Source organism: Acinetobacter sp. AS23, assembly GCF_023612055.1.
Taxonomy (GTDB): Bacteria; Pseudomonadota; Gammaproteobacteria; order Pseudomonadales; family Moraxellaceae; genus Acinetobacter; species Acinetobacter oleivorans.
On the sequence record NZ_CP082274.1, the window covers coordinates 1,656,194 to 1,671,884 of the forward strand.

Below are 15,691 nucleotides of genomic sequence, written 5' to 3' on the forward strand. Positions count from 1 at the left end.
TGAAATTTTTCGTAGTGAACTTACATGAAGCGTTCAATTTTATTTATTTCATCAGTTGGGGTTATGACAAGCCATGTATATGCCGTCGAGGCAGAGCAACAGGCTGTAACCAATCTTCCAACAATTTCAGTAAAAGCTGAAAAGGAACAAAGCTTAAAACAAGAAGTGGGACAAGCATCAACTGCAACTAAAGGACTTATGCAATTAAAAGATGTTCCTCAGATCGTAAATGTGGTGCCTAAACAAGTTTTAAGAGAGCAGACTGTGACCTCTATGCAAGGTGCCTTGCAAAACGTTGCTGGGCTGAGCTTTAGTGTGGGTGATGGGCAACGTGATCAGGTTATGATTCGTGGTTTCTCTGCAATCACAGATAATTATGTAGATGGTATTCGTGACGATGCATTGTATTTTCGCGACATGTCGAATGTTGAGCGTATTGAAGTATTAAAAGGGCCTGCTTCTGTATTATATGGACGTGGTTCTGCGGGTGGATTAGTCAATAAAATTAATAAAAAACCAATGGACGAATCTTTGCATGAAGTCAGTCTTATTGGTGGTACAACAGGGCAACGCCGTGCAGAAGTCGATGTGAATGAAAAAGTAGCAGAGAATGTTAAGGTTCGTTTAACTGGCGCAGTTGAAGATTCAGATGGTTATCGTGATCAGGCTTTTTTAAAACGCCAAGCGGTTGCTCCATCTTTACAATGGGATATTTCAGACAAGACGAAGCTTTTAATTCAGGCTGACTATTTGCATGATGACCGTTTAGCTGATCAAGGTTTTCCGACAGATCCAATTACAGGTAAACCAGTTAAAACAAACCCTAAAACTTTTTATGGTGCGTTAAATGGTAAAGAGGTTGGTGATGTTGATACTGAAATTTCAAGCCAAACCATAAGCTTAGATCATGAGTTTAACAATAATCTAAAATATCATGGCGCAGTTCGCCACTATAACTATTCATTAGACCGCCAATATAGTGTTGATTCACATCCCGCTGATAAGTCACAAATTACTTTGACTCAAAATAAGCGTTTACGTAATGAAGATGGCGTCTATGTTCAGCAAGAATTAAGTAGTTTATTTAATACTGGTTTCTTAAAGCACAATACCTTAATTGGTGCGGAATATAGTAAGCAGCACAAAGATGAAATACTTTGGCAAGGTGCTAAAACCACAACTGATTTGTATAACCCTAAATTAGAATACTGGGCGCCGATTAATACAGGCTCAACAACTGCACGTAATAATAATAGTAATACCTTTGAAAACTACGGTATCTATTTACAAGATTTAATGACAGTTACAGATCAGCTGAAAGTTTTAGTTGGTCTACGCTATGATAATTTGTCACAAGATCGCAATGATAAAGTGAAGTCTCAAATATTAAATAGAACTGATAACACCTATTCTCCAAGAATCGGGGTGGTTTATCAGCCAGTAAGCAATATTTCCCTCTACACTTCTTATAATCGATCTTTCCAGCCTTTGGCTGATTCATTTGTTTTATATAAAAATAGTGATGATTTGAGCCCAACAAAAACCGAAAATATTGAGGTCGGTGCGAAGTGGGATGTGAATGATCAATTGAATGTGACGTTGGCTTTATTTGAAATGAGCCAAACAAATATTCAAAATCAAGACCCTACAGATTCAATACTAGCAGTATTGGCAGGTGAGCAAAAAACCAAGGGTGTTGAGCTTTCATTAACAGGTCAATTAACTGATCAATTATCGGTATTGGCAGGCTATTCGTATATGGATGGTAAGATTGAAAAATCGACCATTGGATTTACAGGTAATCATTCTGCGCTTACGCCAAATAACACCGCTAACTTATGGGTAAAATATCAAATAAATGATCATTGGTATGCGGCTGTAGGTGGTCGTGGTGAATCATCACGTTTTAGTGCGCCAGACAACAAAAACGTATTACCAGGCTATGCTGTTGTAAATGCAGCATTAGGTTATCAAAGTGAACGTTACGATGTGAACTTCAACTTAAATAACCTGTTTGATCGTGATTACTTTGTTTCAGGACATAGTGGAGCTAATGATTCAAACATGATGGGCGATCCACTGAATGCCCAAATTGCACTTCGTTATCGATTTTAAGTAAAAGTTTTTCTAAAAGCTCATCGACTTGATGGGCTTTTTTATTTATTGGTTAATATATAAATAGAATTAAAAGCTTTTGTTCTGGTAGGATAAAACGTTCATGGCTATGTGCTTGATATCAAAGCCTTGCCAATGAAAACTAATACTCAACAAAAACATAGTATTTTACTTGGCTTTTGTTCGCCAATCTCAAGCTGACTCAGGCTATAATGAGACTTATTCACTTATCCGATATGTTAGGAGATCACATGACTGTAGATGTCACTGAAACCATTTCTCAAACTGTTCACCCTGCGTTTCAGTTGCTACGTCAGCACCATGTAGAAGCATTAGATATTTTAGTGTCTGAATATAAGCATAAAGTCACAGGTGCGGTGCATTATCACTTGGCAACTGACTATGATGAAAATGTATTTCTTGTTGCTTTTAGAACCCAGCCTATGGACTCTAAAGGCACGGCACATATTTTAGAACATACCGCTTTATGTGGATCTGAAAAGTTTCCGGTACGTGATCCGTTCTTTTTAATGATTCGCCGTTCTTTAAATACGTTCATGAACGCATTTACAGCAGCAGATTGGACTGCGTATCCATTTGCTACTCAAAACAAAAAAGATTTCCAAAACTTACTCTCTGTTTATCTTGATGCGGCATTTGCTGCTAATTTGAATCCGCTTGATTTTGCTCAAGAAGGTATTCGTATTGAACTAGAAAATGGGCAACCTGTTTATAAGGGCGTTGTTTTTAATGAAATGAAAGGTGCGATGAGTGCACCATCTGACCAACTTTATCATCAGTTGGCTCATCATTTATTTCCTGAAACGACCTATCATTACAACTCAGGCGGTGACCCGAAAGATATTCCTGATTTAACCTATGAGCAGTTAGTCGATTTTTATAAAGTACATTACCATCCAAGTAATGCTGTATTCATGACCTTTGGTAATCAAACAGCATATGAACTACAAGAGCAATTTGAAAAACTAGCTCTACATAAGTTTTCTGCTGGAACAACTCTATATTCTAAGCCCGAAAAACGTTTAGCAGCGCCAATCGAAGTAACAGAAAACTATGGTGTTGATAGTGATGAGTTAAAAGATAAAACTTATCATGTTCTATCTTGGTTATTACCAGAAGCAAATGATGTGAAATTGCGTTTGGGAATGCGTTTGGTTGAAGGGATTTTGTTAGAAAATTCAGCTTCGCCACTGCGTCATTACTTAGAAACTTGCGGTTATGCTCAATCAACAGGTCCATTAATGGGCGTAGACGACAGTAATTTTGAAATGACTTTCTACTGCGGTGTTCAAGGTTCAAACCCAGAACATGCACAAAGCTTTAGAGAGGGTGTTTTAAATATTCTGCGTGATGTTGCTGCAAAACCAATTGATAGTAATTTAGTCGATGCAATCTTGCATCAGATTGAGTTGCATCAGCGTGAAATTAATGGTGACGGTACACCTTATGGCTTAAGTTTAATTTTAAATGGCTTAAGTGGTGCGATTCACCATAATGACCCAATTCAAATTTGGGATGTTGATAGTGCAATTGCACAAGTTAAAGAAGAGTTGAAAGACCCAATGTGGTTATCAAATCTGATTCAAACACATTTGCTTGACAACCCGCATCGTGTGCAAATGACTTTAGTTCCAGACCCAACTAAGTCTGTAAAAGAGCAAGAAGCAGAAAAAGCACGTTTAGCTGCTATTGGTGAAAAGTTAACAGATGCTGATAAGGCTGAAATTATCGCGAATACCAAGGCGCTAGAGGAACGTCAGGATACTCCAGACAACCTTGAACTATTACCAAAAGTAGGTTTGGAAGATGTACCTGCTGACTTGCATATTGTGCAGGGGCAGTTACGCGAAATTCTTTGTAATCGTATGGATACGCCGTTGAATTTGTACCATGCTGGTACGAACGGTATTTACTATCAACAAGTACTCATTCAGATTCCTGATGATATTGTGAAGTCACCTTACTTCAATTTGCTTTCTATCTTAATGGGCGAAGTAGGTGCAGGTGAATATGACTATCTTGAACTACAAAACTTACAAACAGCTGTAAGTGGCGGTTTAGGAATGGGCGCTTCATTACGTAGTAAAGTTGACGACAAAGATAAAATTAGTGCTTGGTTAACCTTAACGACTAAATCGTTAACTCAGAAGTTTGATGCAATTCATTTATTAAAATTAGCATTTGAACAGCTTCGATTTGATGAGAAAGAGAGAATTATTGAGTTATTGCAACAACGTAAAACACGTTGGCAATCTCGCTTGTCTGGAGCGGGCCATAGTTACGCAATGCAAATCGCATCACGTAATATGAGTGCATTAGCTCAACGCGACTATCAAAACACTGGTTTAGGTGCATTAAACTGGTTAGGCGAGCTTGTTACTAAGATTACTCAAGACTCTGCTGCATATGATGATTTGATTGCAGAATTAAAGCGTATTCATCGTAAATTATTGCAAGCACCTAAACAGTTCTTGCTTGTATGTGAAGAACATCAGTCTGAACGTTTGGTTGAAGAAATCCAAAATGTTTGGGATAAACTAAACGTTGATGCAACTGCAACAGAATTAACTCACGTAGAACAGGCAAATGACAATAATCATGAAGCATGGTTAATTCAGGCAAATGTTCAGTTCTGTGCTTCAGCTTATCAGGCGGTGGACGTGTCGCATCCAGATGCAGCTCCGTTAATGGTATTGGCAGCTTATTTACGTAATGGGTTCTTACACAGTGCCATTCGTGAGAAAGGCGGTGCGTACGGTGGTGGAGCAAGTTATGATGGGAATGCATGTTCATTCCGTTTCTATAGTTATCGTGACCCACGCTTAGCAGAAACTTTTAAAGATTTTGAAGCAAGTGTGCAATGGTTATTAAATACGGAACAACAGCCTCATCAGCTTGAAGAAGCGATTCTTGGGTTAGTTGCAAGTATGGATAAGCCAGGTTCACCAGCGGGTGAGGCGATTACTGCATGCTATGCATTGTTGCATGCAAGAACACCAGCTTTCCGCCGTCTCTTGCGTGAGAGATTGTTGCATGTAACTTTAGATGATTTACAACGTGTTGCTCGTCAATATTTGGTTGAGCAAACTCCTGTAAAAGCTGTAGTTGCACCATTTGCCAAACGTGATGAATTGCAACAGTTAGGTTTTACCATTCAACAAGTTAATTAAAATAAAAATTGGAGATGAACATGGCGTTCAGACAATTTGAACGCACATCTTTACAGCTAAGCATGGGAATCGTGCTTAGCTGTTTGTGTGCGTCTGTGACATATGCTGACACCTTGGCACCTGTAACCCCCGCGACAGTAGATGCATGTGTTGCTCTTGCTTCGAATGCCGATCGTCTGGCTTGTTATGACTCTGTATTTAAACCGTCAGCTTTACCAGTTGTTCAAGCTGCGGCTGTACCAGAGCCTGTTAAAAAAATTGATGCACCTGCTGTTCCACCTGAAACCTTTAAAGAGAAGGTGGTAGATACAGTGAGTAATATCAAAATAATTGGTAAAGCACCGAAAATTGAACCTACTACTTCTTTGCTAGATCAACGTTGGGAGTTGTCCGAAAAAAGTAAACTAGGGGTTTGGAATATTCGTGCTTATCAGCCCGTCTATTTACTACCTGTATTCTGGACCAGTGACAAAAATGAGTTGCCACATAGTCCGAACCCAAATAATACGGTAACAGAAGATCAAAATCTGAAATCAACAGAAAGTAAATTTCAGATTTCTTTAAAGACCAAAGCTTGGGAAAATATTTTTGGTAATAATGGTGATTTGTGGGTAGGTTATACTCAATCTTCCCGTTGGCAGACATTTAATGCAGAAGAGTCTCGTCCTTTCCGTGAAACGAATTATGAGCCTGAAGCAAGTTTAATGTTTAGAACAAACTATGAATTGCTTGGTTTAGATGGGCGTTTGCTTGGGGTTACTTTAAACCACCAATCAAATGGTCGTTCAGATCCATTATCTCGTAGCTGGAACCGTGTGATTTTTAACGTTGGATTAGAGCGCGGTAACTTTGCTGTAATGCTTCGTCCATGGATTCGTCTGGAAGAAGACAGCAAAGATGATAATAACCCAGATATTGAAGATTACGTTGGTCGTGGTGATTTAACAGCATTTTATAAGTGGAAGCAGAATGATTTCTCATTAATGCTGCGTCATTCATTGAAAGGCGGTGATGATTCTCATGGCGCAGTTCAATTTGATTGGGCTTTTCCAATCAGTGGCAAACTGCGTGGACACTTCCAGTTGTTTAATGGTTACGGTGAAAGCTTAATTGACTATAACCACCGAGCAACTTACGCGGGCTTGGGTGTTTCACTCATGAACTGGTACTAAGTTTTTACTTGTAAAAAAGCCGCTTTAAAAGCGGCTTTTTTATTATCCAATTTGAATGTTGGCTTGGGGATGTTTGAGCCGACTTTTTTTCGGCGTGGCAATTAAATAAGCCAACGTTAAAGGCCCGAGTCGCCCAGCAAACATGAGCAGGCTTAAAATGAATAAACTACCATTATGCAGCTCTGGCGTGATTCCACGAGAAAGCCCCACTGTACAAGCTGCGGAAACAACCTCAAAAAGCAAGTTCATAAAGTCTGCTTTAGGCTCTAAAAGCAAAATAATAAAGAATCCCATGAAAATGAGTATGCTTGTAATTGCAGTTACAGCTAATGCTTTATACGTCGTTTCGTGTGCGACTGAATGATTAAATATTCGGATTTCATCTGTGCGACGTAAAAAAGAAATTACACTGAGCACTAAAATGACAAAGGTCCCAACTTTAATTCCACCCGCTGTACTAAGCGAACCACCACCAATAAACATAAGCAACATCATGAGTAACGAGCTGCTGTTGGTCATTGCACCTGTATCAATGGTATTAAATCCTGATGAGCGCGGAACAGTGGCTTGAAACCAAGCATTTAACGCTTGATCACCTACACTGAGCATTCCTAGGGTATGAGGATTTTGAGCTTCTAAAGCCCAAATTAAAATAAAGGCAATCAGGTTAATCACTGTAATCGTTGTAAGAATCAGCTTGCTATTCGGAGTGAGTTTTTTCCATTTTTTATTTTGCTTAATATCCATGAGAACTAAAAAGCCAAGGCCACCCAAGGTGTAAAGTATGCTAACAGTTATACAAATCATATAATTGCTTTGAAAACTGATTAAGCTGTTAGAAAATAATGAAAAACCAGCATTGTTAAATGACGAAATGCTGTAAAAAATCGCATAGTACAATCCACGTGCAAAGCCGTAAGTCGGTGTAAAAGCAGTAGTGAGAATAATTGCACCAATAAGCTCAAAAATAAGAGTGTAAGTAACAACTCCTTTAGCAACAAAAGTAACTTTTGAGAGGCTCGTTTGACCTAAACTATCTTGTGCCATCATTTGCTGTTTAAGGCCAACTTTGGGTGACAAACTTAATGCAGCCAATATGGCAAAAGTCATGAAACCCAAACCACCTGATTGAATCAGCAATAGAATAATGGTTTGTCCGAACAGGGTAAAAGACTCATGAATATTTAAAACAGATAAACCAGTAATTGTGACCGCTGAGGTGGCTGTAAAGAGTGCATCCATCCAGCTCACATGACCTGTATTGGCAAATGGCAGTTTTAATAATAAAGTACCAAAAATAATAAAGCCCAAAAAACCCAGTGCCAAGAGTGAAGGAGGGCTTAAATTTAATGTTTTATTGGGCTTGGGATATATAGACATATTCTAGATTTCGCCTCTTATGTGAAGCAATGAGAAAGTTTCTTTAATTGCGGTAAATGACCTTCTAAAATAAGAATGTCATGCGTCTGCAAGGTGAAATTTTCTTCGGTTTCAAACAAAATTTGCTGCTGTCTTTTTACGAGCAATGTTTTAACCTGTGGCGCTTGCTGCATAACGCCATATAAGTTAATGCCATTAAGCTTGTCAGGAATTTCAATTTTTATAATGTAGTGATCGTCTTCTAAAGACATATAGCGACTAACCATTGGATAGTTCAGTGCTTGGGCAACTCGTACCCCCATATCTTCTTCAGGATGAATAATTTTATTGATATTGAGGTGCGACAAAATGGTGTGATGTGCTTTAGTTTTTGCCTTTACCCAAATCTTATCTATACCTAAATTTTTTAAATTGAGTACACATAAGATACTTGCTTCAATATCTTCACCAATTGCGACTACAACTGCATCACAATTTTGAATGTTAAGTTCATCAAGTACGTGTTCGTCAGTCGCATCGGCAATGACGGCATGAGTTAAAACGTCGGCAAGATTTTCAACATTCTTTTTTACCGTATCAATGCCAATAACATCATGATTTAATTTTGTGAGCTCTTGAGCAACAGTTGCTCCAAAACTTCCTAAGCCAATGACTGCAAACTGTGCCATATTGATCCTTGTTTCCTGATTAGACGTTTATTTTTAAGGATATTTTCTTTGAGATAAAGAGAGGCAATGTAAATATGAGGGGAATATTAAAAGAATTATATGAATAAGCCGACAAATTTGTCGGCTTATTCATCAAAATTGAAGATTATTTCAAGAAACGTTTGTAGCCAACATTATTCGTAATTTCTGCATACGGATAACTAATCTGCTCAAGAGTTTCAATTAGACCATCAGGGTTCTGCTTCGCATCGGTTGCTTGTAAACCGACTAAAACACGTCCTTCTGCTGCGCCATGATTACGGTAATGGAACAACGTAATATTATGGGTTGGGCCTAAACGAGTTAAGAAGGTTAAAAGGGCACCTGGACGTTCCGGGAACTCAACACGGAACAATCTTTCATCATCTATATTTGCGTGACCACCAATTAAATAACGAATATGTAGTTTGGCAACCTCATCATCAGAGAGGTCATCTACTACATAATTTTGTTGCTTTAATTGTTCTAAAATTTCATGACGCTCTGCATCACCACCTTTTAAGCTAATACCGACGAATACTTGCGCTTCATCTGTATTGTTTGCTCGGTAGTTAAACTCGGTAATATTGCGACCTTGTAAAGCACGGCAGAAGCCTAGGAATGCGCCTTTTTCTTCAGATAAGGTAACCGCATAGATCGCTTCACGTTGTTCACCTAACTCAGTACGTTCAGCAATATAACGTAGGCGGTCAAAGTTCATATTGGCACCGCATACAATCGATACCATATTTTTATTGCTGATTTTATGTTCAGTAATGTATTTCTTGATACCAGCAAGGGCCATTGCACCAGATGGTTCAACAATACTGCGGTTTTCATCAAACGTATCTTTAATGGCAGCACAGATTTCATCTGTATTTACCGTCACAATATCTGGATCAACAATTGGGCCTGAGTTATCAGATTTGCGCAAACGAATAATATCAAATGGTAAAGCGCCAATTTGTGCAACAGCTGTACCATCTGCAAACAAGCCTACATGCGGCAAGATTACTCGCTCATTGGCTTCTAAAGCTGCTTTTAAACATGCAGACTCTTCATATTCAACACCAATAATTTTCACATGGGGTGCAACTTCACCAAGGTAAGCTGCTACACCTGAAATTAGGCCACCACCACCTACAGCAACAAACACATATTCTACATCACGCCATTGACGTAAGATTTCATTTGCAATTGTGCCTTGACCAGCAATAACAAGTTCATCGTCGTAGGGTGGAATGAATACAAGGCCTTCAACTTCGGCACGTTGCTGTGCATATTTATTTGCTACATCAAAACTATCACCATGTAACACAACTTGACCGCCCAAGCGTTTAACTGCTTGAACTTTAATATCAGGAGTCGTGCTTGGCATAACAATAATTGCTGGAATTCCTAAGCGTTGACCGGATAATGCTACACCTTGAGCATGGTTACCAGCAGAGGCACAAATTACCCCACGTTCGAGTTGTTCTTTAGGTAACTGGCTAATACGGTTATAGGCACCACGTAATTTAAAAGAAAAAACAGGCTGTAAATCTTCCCGCTTAAAACGAATTGTATTATTTAATTTTTGACTAATTCGTGGAGCTGCTTCGAGAGGCGTTTCAATTGCAACATCATAAACCGTTGCTTGTAAAATTTGTCGTACCACACGAGACAGCATGTTCATCTTCCCTATAACAGTTTAAAATAGGAAATTATTGTAGCAAACCCTTGTGCATTTGCGCCGATTATTGGTGCATAAATGTCAAAAAATAGTTGAGTGATGTCATGAGTCTATATGCAACCCAAGATGAAAAGAAACAAGCTGCTGCGAAAGCTGCTTTAAAACACTTGCCCAAAGGCGGCATTTTGGGGGTTGGGACTGGAAGTACCGTAAATTTTCTAATTGATTTATTGCCTGAATTACAATTAGAAGCTGCTGTGGCAAGTTCTCAAGCAACTGCCGATCGCCTTAAAAAATTAGGTATCGAAGTTGTAGATATGAACCATGTGGGTGGTTTAGATGCCTATGTTGATGGTGCAGATGAAATTGACCGTCATATGCATATGATTAAAGGTGGCGGTGCTGCATTAACACGTGAAAAAATTGTAGCTTCAATTGCTAAGAAATTTATTTGTATTGTTGACGATTCAAAATGGGTTGATCAACTTGGACGTGATTTTCCACTTCCAGTAGAAGTTATTCCAATGGCTCGTTCTGCTGTGGCTCGTAAGTTGGTGAGTTTAGGTGGTGACCCAGTTTATCGTGAAGGTGTAGTAACAGATAACGGCAATGTGATTTTAGATGTATTTAATCTTAATATTTTAAATGCACTTGATTTAGAAAAAACCATTAACAATATTCCGGGTGTAGTGACTAATGGTATTTTTGCTCTAAACCCAGCAACGATTGCAATTGTTGCGACAAATAATGGTATTGAAGAGCGTACTGCACAGTAATGTCTGTGGAAATGCCAGAAATTAAAATCGTTCGACACGTAAGGGCAAGAAAATTGCGCTTACGTGTTGAGCCTGCTTCAATCCGTCTCACGGTTCCTTTGTTTTGTAGTAAAAAACAAATTCAGCATTTTTTGGCTCAGTCTGAACAATGGTTGACCGAGACGTGGAATAAGCAACAAAATGTTCAATCGGCATCGATTGAAATTCCTTCCGAGATTTATTTTTTTAATAAAGAGCAACCATTTCAGGTCATTGTTCAAAAGCAGCATCGAGTTTTTCAATTCGATTGGGAAAGTAGTTGTTTATTTATTAAAGACACGCAGCCATATTTGGCATTACAAAGTGCAGTGATTGCATTTGCAAAACAAGAATTACCCGAGCTTTTAAAAGAATTAAGTGAATACACTCATTTGGCTTATAGGGAATGTACAATTCGCCGTCCGAAAACTCGTTGGGGAAGTTGTAGCAGTCAGCATAATATTATGCTACATGCAGGATTAGTGTTGATGCCACACGAGATTGCTCGTTATGTGGCTATTCATGAATTAGCTCATACTAAACATTTTGATCATAGCTCAGCTTTTTGGGCTGAAGTTGAAAAATACGATCCATATTTTCAAAAACACCGCAGACAACTTAAATCAAATCCGTTGCCTGCATGGTGGTATGTCTCAAACTAACTAAAACTACATTCTAGTTGTGGTGTTTGTAAGTTATCTGGTGCTTTTCGGCTGTCTAAACCTGCTTTAGCACTCACGATTTTATTTGCTTTAATTGATAATTGTATAAAGTTGTATTGCTGCGTTGAGTTATTTGGTTCAGCGGAACTTGAGTTGAGTAAATAACTTGAGCTTGCAGCATTTGTTTGCAATAAATTATCTGTACTATCCGCACTTAACGCAGAGCGATAAGTCTGTGATCCTTTAATAAGGTCGATTTGACCATTCGCACGGAAATTAAGCTGGCAACCTGTTGTGGTGTCTTCGTAATGACCCACTAGATAGTCTGTAGCAGGTAGTTTTGGGTCGGAAAGATTAATGCTGGTCAAACCTTGTTTGCAAGGATATGCAGAACCATTACAGGTCGCTGTAATACCGCTAAAACCTACAGCACGACGATAATCACCAGCACCATCTATGCTGAAAAAGTCAGTCGTATTTCCGACAGGTACGACTCCTGAATATAGTTTCTTTTGCAGCAGGTCATAACCTGTTTGATCTAGAGTGGATTGGCTTTGGGCATCTGCTAATTTAAAGGTAGCGACTTTTAAATTTGTTGCATAATTATCGCGTGTAGCTTTTTGATTAGCTGCGATATCTAACAGTGTATTTTTAACTGGATCAATATTATCTGGAGCAGATGCGAAAATAGGGGTAAATGTTGTTTGATCACCTTGAAGTTTTTTCCCATCTAAAAAGCCATCTTTTAAATCGGTTGCCAAACTTTTAATAAGCTCTTGGTATGTGGTTGTTCCACCATGAAAAGTTGACCAATATTGTAAGTAGCCAAAGCTAAGATAGCTATCCACATATGTACTAGGTTTTTTAGTTGAATACTGCAATAAATTTAAAACTGTAAGAGGATTGGCTGGACTTAAACTTGGAATATCGGCATCTTTGAATGCATTAAGAAGTGATCTATAAACATCTTGAGAAGCTAAATCTACATGCAATTGCTCAATGCGGGTTGGGTCAATCGTCTCTTGAGGAAGTTGTCCTGAACGTATCACAGCCCGTTGGTAAATCGCTTCACTGCTTGGGCTGATGAATAGGGTTCTGCCACTTACACTGTTTGGTGTAATAAACGCATGATAAACACCAGAGAAATTTTGGTATGTTGAAGTAATCGGATCAAATACTTGAGATGAATTTTGAGTCGTAATTTCTACGCGATATAAACGACTTAACTTAGCAGTAGGAATTTTGACATTAAAGCTGTTTAAACTCGCAATTGAAGTATCTACTAAAACAGAATTGGTGGTGTTGTCATATACTTTGAGTTGGATATTACGAATTTCTACAGGGGATTTAACAGTAACATCCGTTGTTGCCTCAGGAGTAGGATCAACAGGTGTTGGAGTGCTTGGTGAACTACCGCTACTACTGCCTCCACCTCCGCAACCAATAAGAGCAGCACTTAAAATTAATGTGCTTAAACCAAGGTAAGTGCGTAATTTTGTTTCTTTTGATTGATGAAGCATCCTAGCTCTCCAAAATTAAATCTGATATTTATTTGCTGATATTTGTTTAGTTCTGACAGTTGAATAAGTGCTATCTAATTGTCGCTAAAATTAAAAAAATTAAAATTACCAAGCATGAAATGGTTTTGTAAGCTTGGACATCCTGTCATACTACTGCACAAGTATAGATTCAAAAATTGAGGTAATGCACGTGATTTCTGTCGGAATTGTTGGTGGAACGGGTTATACAGGCGTTGAACTATTACGTATTTTATTACGACATCCTAAAGCGCAGGTTCGAGTTCTTACTTCACGTACAGAAGCGGGCAAACCAGTTGCAGATATGTTCCCTAATTTACGTGGGCATACTGATCTTCAATTTTCTGATTTAAATATTGATGATTTAAAAAAATGTGATGTTGTATTTTTTGCTACACCTCATGGTGTTGCGATGCAGCATGCAAAAGAATTGATTGCGGCTGGCACTAAAGTGATTGATTTGGCAGCTGATTTTCGTTTGCAAAATCTTGAGCAGTTTGAAAAATGGTATGGCATGGAGCATGCTTGCCCAGACGTTTTAGAAAACTCAGTATATGGTTTGGCTGAATTAAACCGCGAAAAAATTAAACAGGCACAAGTTATTGGTAACCCTGGTTGCTACCCGACTACAGTCCAATTAGGTTTGGCGCCACTTTTGAAATCAGCGCAAGCATTGATTGAAACAAAAAATATTATTATTGATGCGAAGTCCGGTGTTTCAGGAGCTGGCCGTAAAGCAAGCTTAGGCATGATCTATAGTGAAAATGCTGATAACTTCAAGGCTTATGGCGTTGCGGGTCACCGTCATCATCCAGAAATTGTTGAAGCATTAGAAAATATTTCTGGGCAAAAGGGTGGCTTTGAAGGGCTCTTATTTGTTCCTCATTTAGTTCCAATGATTCGCGGTATGCTCAGCACAATTTATGTCGATTTGACAGAAACTGGAAAACAAACTGATATTCAGGCATTGTATGAACAATTTTACGCAAATGAAAAATTTGTTGATGTGATGCCTGCTAACAGTTCGCCTGAAACACGTAGTGTGCGCGGTGCGAATGAGCTTCGTATTGCTTTATATAAGCCGCAGCCGAATAAGCTTATTATTCTTGCGGTACAAGATAACCTTGTGAAGGGTGCATCTGGTCAAGCTGTACAAAATATGAACCTAATGTTCGGCTTTGATGAAGATGAAGGCTTACAAGGGATTGGTTTATTACCATAAAAAACTCTTTTTTGCTTCACACACATTTAAATTTCGATTTAAATGTGTGTCTTGACTCTGATCTTAAACACTGAGATGACGATGCAAAACTCTGGACAGACGACTTCAGCAGAAAGTTCGTTGCAAAAGAAAAATTTTTTAAATACTAATAAACCTTTGTTTATTGGTGCGGCTATTTTAATGAGTGGTTGTCTTGCGCTCGGCTATACAATTGGACACCGTCAAGGTTTAACTGTTGTAGGTTACGATGCAGATGCAGAGCAATTGGTTGAAGTGGTGCAAAAGCAGAAAACAGCTTTAGATGCGGTTAATAAAAGCCTGAACGCTGCGGTACAAGAGCGTGATGTAGCTGTAACAAATGCAAATGATCTGTTTGAAGCTCTTAATCAGGCCAACGCTGATAAAACCCAGCAAGAAGGTATGAGTAATATCTACCGAGATATCTTGAGGCAGCGTGGTGGTTTAAGCTTGACCATTCAAAATTTGGCAATCAAACCTCTGCCTGAAAATGCTTATGAATATCAGTTGGATCTCGTACAGGTAAGCCCAAGTAAGCGCCGTGCTTCAGGATCAATTGAGATAAGACTCATTAAAGATACAGAAGTTTTAGTTGTACCACTTGAAGCTAAAAGCTTTAACTTTACTGACTTCGAGCGCTTAACAGGTCGTTGGACGATGCCTAAAGGTTTTACACCTCAATTTATTGAGGTACGTTTAACAGGCGGCTCTGATACACCAGTTATTAAACGTTTTAGTTGGCAGCGCGGTAAACCTGTCGAAACATCTTCTGCTTTCGTGGCAGAAATTCCTCAAGCTGAAGCAAATTCACAATAGTAACATCCTATGCGAACAAATAAGCGTCAAACAAACTTAAAAGATATTAAGGCTTCTTTTCAGCAGTCTGGTTATGTCGATTGGCACTTCCATCCACGCTTAAGTGATTCGCAAAACGAAGATCATGATGGAGAGGTTGTTGTACAAACAGCACCTCCTGAACTCAAGCGTCCACCATTGTATGCAGTCGTATTAATGAATGACGATTACACGCCAATGGACTTTGTAATTGAAATTTTACAACAATACTTTGCAATGAATCTTGACCAAGCAACTCAAGTAATGCTAACAGTACACTATGAAGGTAAAGGTATTGCTGGGGTATATCCAAGAGACATCGCGGAGACCAAAGCAAACCTTGTTAATAATTACGCTCGATCGCAAGGTCATCCATTACTTTGCCAGATTGAGCCTAAAGCATAAGG

Annotated in this window: 12 protein-coding genes; 8 read left to right on the plus strand and 4 right to left on the minus strand. The window is 38.7% G+C overall.

Annotation, left to right across the window (positions count from 1 at the left end):
* Positions 1-24 precede the first annotated feature (24 nt).
* The 3 genes from K6I41_RS07775 (at position 25) to K6I41_RS07785 (ending at position 6,478) form a co-directional block, all read left to right on the plus strand.
* Positions 25-2,115 carry a TonB-dependent receptor gene (locus K6I41_RS07775; protein ID WP_250375552.1) on the plus strand — a complete coding sequence of 697 codons (2,091 nt, stop codon included), beginning with the start codon at positions 25-27 and terminating at the stop codon, positions 2,113-2,115.
* Positions 2,116-2,366: 251 nt separating this feature from the next.
* Positions 2,367-5,306: an insulinase family protein gene (locus K6I41_RS07780; protein WP_250375553.1), complete on the plus strand. Its 2,940-nt coding sequence runs from the start codon at positions 2,367-2,369 to the stop codon at positions 5,304-5,306.
* A gap of 20 nt (positions 5,307-5,326) precedes the next feature.
* Complete coding sequence (locus tag K6I41_RS07785) at positions 5,327-6,478, plus strand: phospholipase A (RefSeq protein WP_151767978.1); 1,152 nt, start codon at positions 5,327-5,329, stop codon at positions 6,476-6,478.
* A 42-nt stretch (positions 6,479-6,520) separates the two neighbouring features.
* On the opposite strand, the gene K6I41_RS07790 is transcribed toward K6I41_RS07785, so the two are convergent.
* From K6I41_RS07790 to ilvA, 3 genes are all read right to left on the minus strand, one after another.
* A complete protein-coding gene (locus K6I41_RS07790; RefSeq protein WP_192835695.1) occupies positions 6,521-7,858 on the minus strand; it encodes a TrkH family potassium uptake protein in 1,338 nt (445 codons plus the stop codon).
* 17 nt (positions 7,859-7,875) lie between these two features.
* On the minus strand, positions 7,876-8,526 hold the full coding sequence (locus tag K6I41_RS07795; protein ID WP_250375554.1) for a potassium channel family protein: 651 nt from the start codon (positions 8,524-8,526) through the stop codon (positions 7,876-7,878).
* Between the two features lie 145 nt (positions 8,527-8,671).
* Positions 8,672-10,219, minus strand: a complete 1,548-nt coding sequence (gene ilvA, locus K6I41_RS07800) for a threonine ammonia-lyase, biosynthetic (protein WP_171056849.1) — start codon at positions 10,217-10,219, stop codon at positions 8,672-8,674.
* Positions 10,220-10,320: 101 nt separating this feature from the next.
* On the opposite strand from ilvA, the gene rpiA reads away from it, so the two are divergent.
* Both rpiA and K6I41_RS07810 read left to right on the plus strand, forming a co-directional pair.
* Positions 10,321-10,992, plus strand: coding sequence for a ribose-5-phosphate isomerase RpiA (gene rpiA, locus K6I41_RS07805; RefSeq protein ID WP_250375555.1), 672 nt, complete (start codon positions 10,321-10,323; stop codon positions 10,990-10,992).
* On the plus strand, positions 10,992-11,672 hold the full coding sequence (locus K6I41_RS07810; RefSeq protein WP_250375556.1) for a M48 family metallopeptidase: 681 nt from the start codon (positions 10,992-10,994) through the stop codon (positions 11,670-11,672). The genes rpiA and K6I41_RS07810 overlap by 1 nt, the downstream gene beginning before the upstream one ends.
* Here K6I41_RS07810 and K6I41_RS07815 read toward each other — a convergent pair.
* Positions 11,669-13,192: a hypothetical protein gene (locus tag K6I41_RS07815; RefSeq protein WP_250375557.1), complete on the minus strand. Its 1,524-nt coding sequence runs from the start codon at positions 13,190-13,192 to the stop codon at positions 11,669-11,671. The two genes, K6I41_RS07810 and K6I41_RS07815, sit on opposite strands and share 4 nt — an antisense overlap.
* A 184-nt stretch (positions 13,193-13,376) precedes the next feature.
* Here K6I41_RS07815 and argC point away from each other — a divergent pair, with 184 nt between their 5' ends.
* The 3 genes from argC (at position 13,377) to clpS (ending at position 15,689) form a co-directional block, all read left to right on the plus strand.
* Positions 13,377-14,432, plus strand: coding sequence for an N-acetyl-gamma-glutamyl-phosphate reductase (argC, locus tag K6I41_RS07820; protein ID WP_081402179.1), 1,056 nt, complete (start codon positions 13,377-13,379; stop codon positions 14,430-14,432).
* Between the two features lie 75 nt (positions 14,433-14,507).
* Entirely contained in the window at positions 14,508-15,266 is a 759-nt protein-coding gene (locus K6I41_RS07825) for a DUF6776 family protein (protein ID WP_080645537.1), read from the plus strand.
* A gap of 9 nt (positions 15,267-15,275) precedes the next feature.
* Positions 15,276-15,689 (plus strand): ATP-dependent Clp protease adapter ClpS, encoded by a 414-nt coding sequence (gene clpS / locus K6I41_RS07830; RefSeq protein WP_002121129.1) that lies wholly within the window; start codon positions 15,276-15,278, stop codon positions 15,687-15,689.
* Positions 15,690-15,691 lie beyond the last annotated feature (2 nt).

Excerpts from the sequence above, each read along its gene's own strand:
- K6I41_RS07775 (WP_250375552.1), top strand. The coding sequence starts at position 25 with ATGAAGCGTTCAATTTTATTTATTTCATCAGTTGGGGTTATGACAAGC.
- K6I41_RS07780 (WP_250375553.1), top strand. The coding sequence starts at position 2,367 with ATGACTGTAGATGTCACTGAAACCATTTCTCAAACTGTTCACCCTGCG.
- K6I41_RS07785 (WP_151767978.1), top strand. The coding sequence starts at position 5,327 with ATGGCGTTCAGACAATTTGAACGCACATCTTTACAGCTAAGCATGGGA.
- K6I41_RS07790 (WP_192835695.1), bottom strand. The coding sequence starts at position 7,858 with ATGTCTATATATCCCAAGCCCAATAAAACATTAAATTTAAGCCCTCCT.
- K6I41_RS07795 (WP_250375554.1), bottom strand. The coding sequence starts at position 8,526 with ATGGCACAGTTTGCAGTCATTGGCTTAGGAAGTTTTGGAGCAACTGTT.
- ilvA (WP_171056849.1), bottom strand. The coding sequence starts at position 10,219 with ATGAACATGCTGTCTCGTGTGGTACGACAAATTTTACAAGCAACGGTT.
- rpiA (WP_250375555.1), top strand. The coding sequence starts at position 10,321 with ATGAGTCTATATGCAACCCAAGATGAAAAGAAACAAGCTGCTGCGAAA.
- K6I41_RS07810 (WP_250375556.1), top strand. The coding sequence starts at position 10,992 with ATGTCTGTGGAAATGCCAGAAATTAAAATCGTTCGACACGTAAGGGCA.
- K6I41_RS07815 (WP_250375557.1), bottom strand. The coding sequence starts at position 13,192 with ATGCTTCATCAATCAAAAGAAACAAAATTACGCACTTACCTTGGTTTA.
- argC (WP_081402179.1), top strand. The coding sequence starts at position 13,377 with ATGCACGTGATTTCTGTCGGAATTGTTGGTGGAACGGGTTATACAGGC.
- K6I41_RS07825 (WP_080645537.1), top strand. The coding sequence starts at position 14,508 with ATGACGATGCAAAACTCTGGACAGACGACTTCAGCAGAAAGTTCGTTG.
- clpS (WP_002121129.1), top strand. The coding sequence starts at position 15,276 with ATGCGAACAAATAAGCGTCAAACAAACTTAAAAGATATTAAGGCTTCT.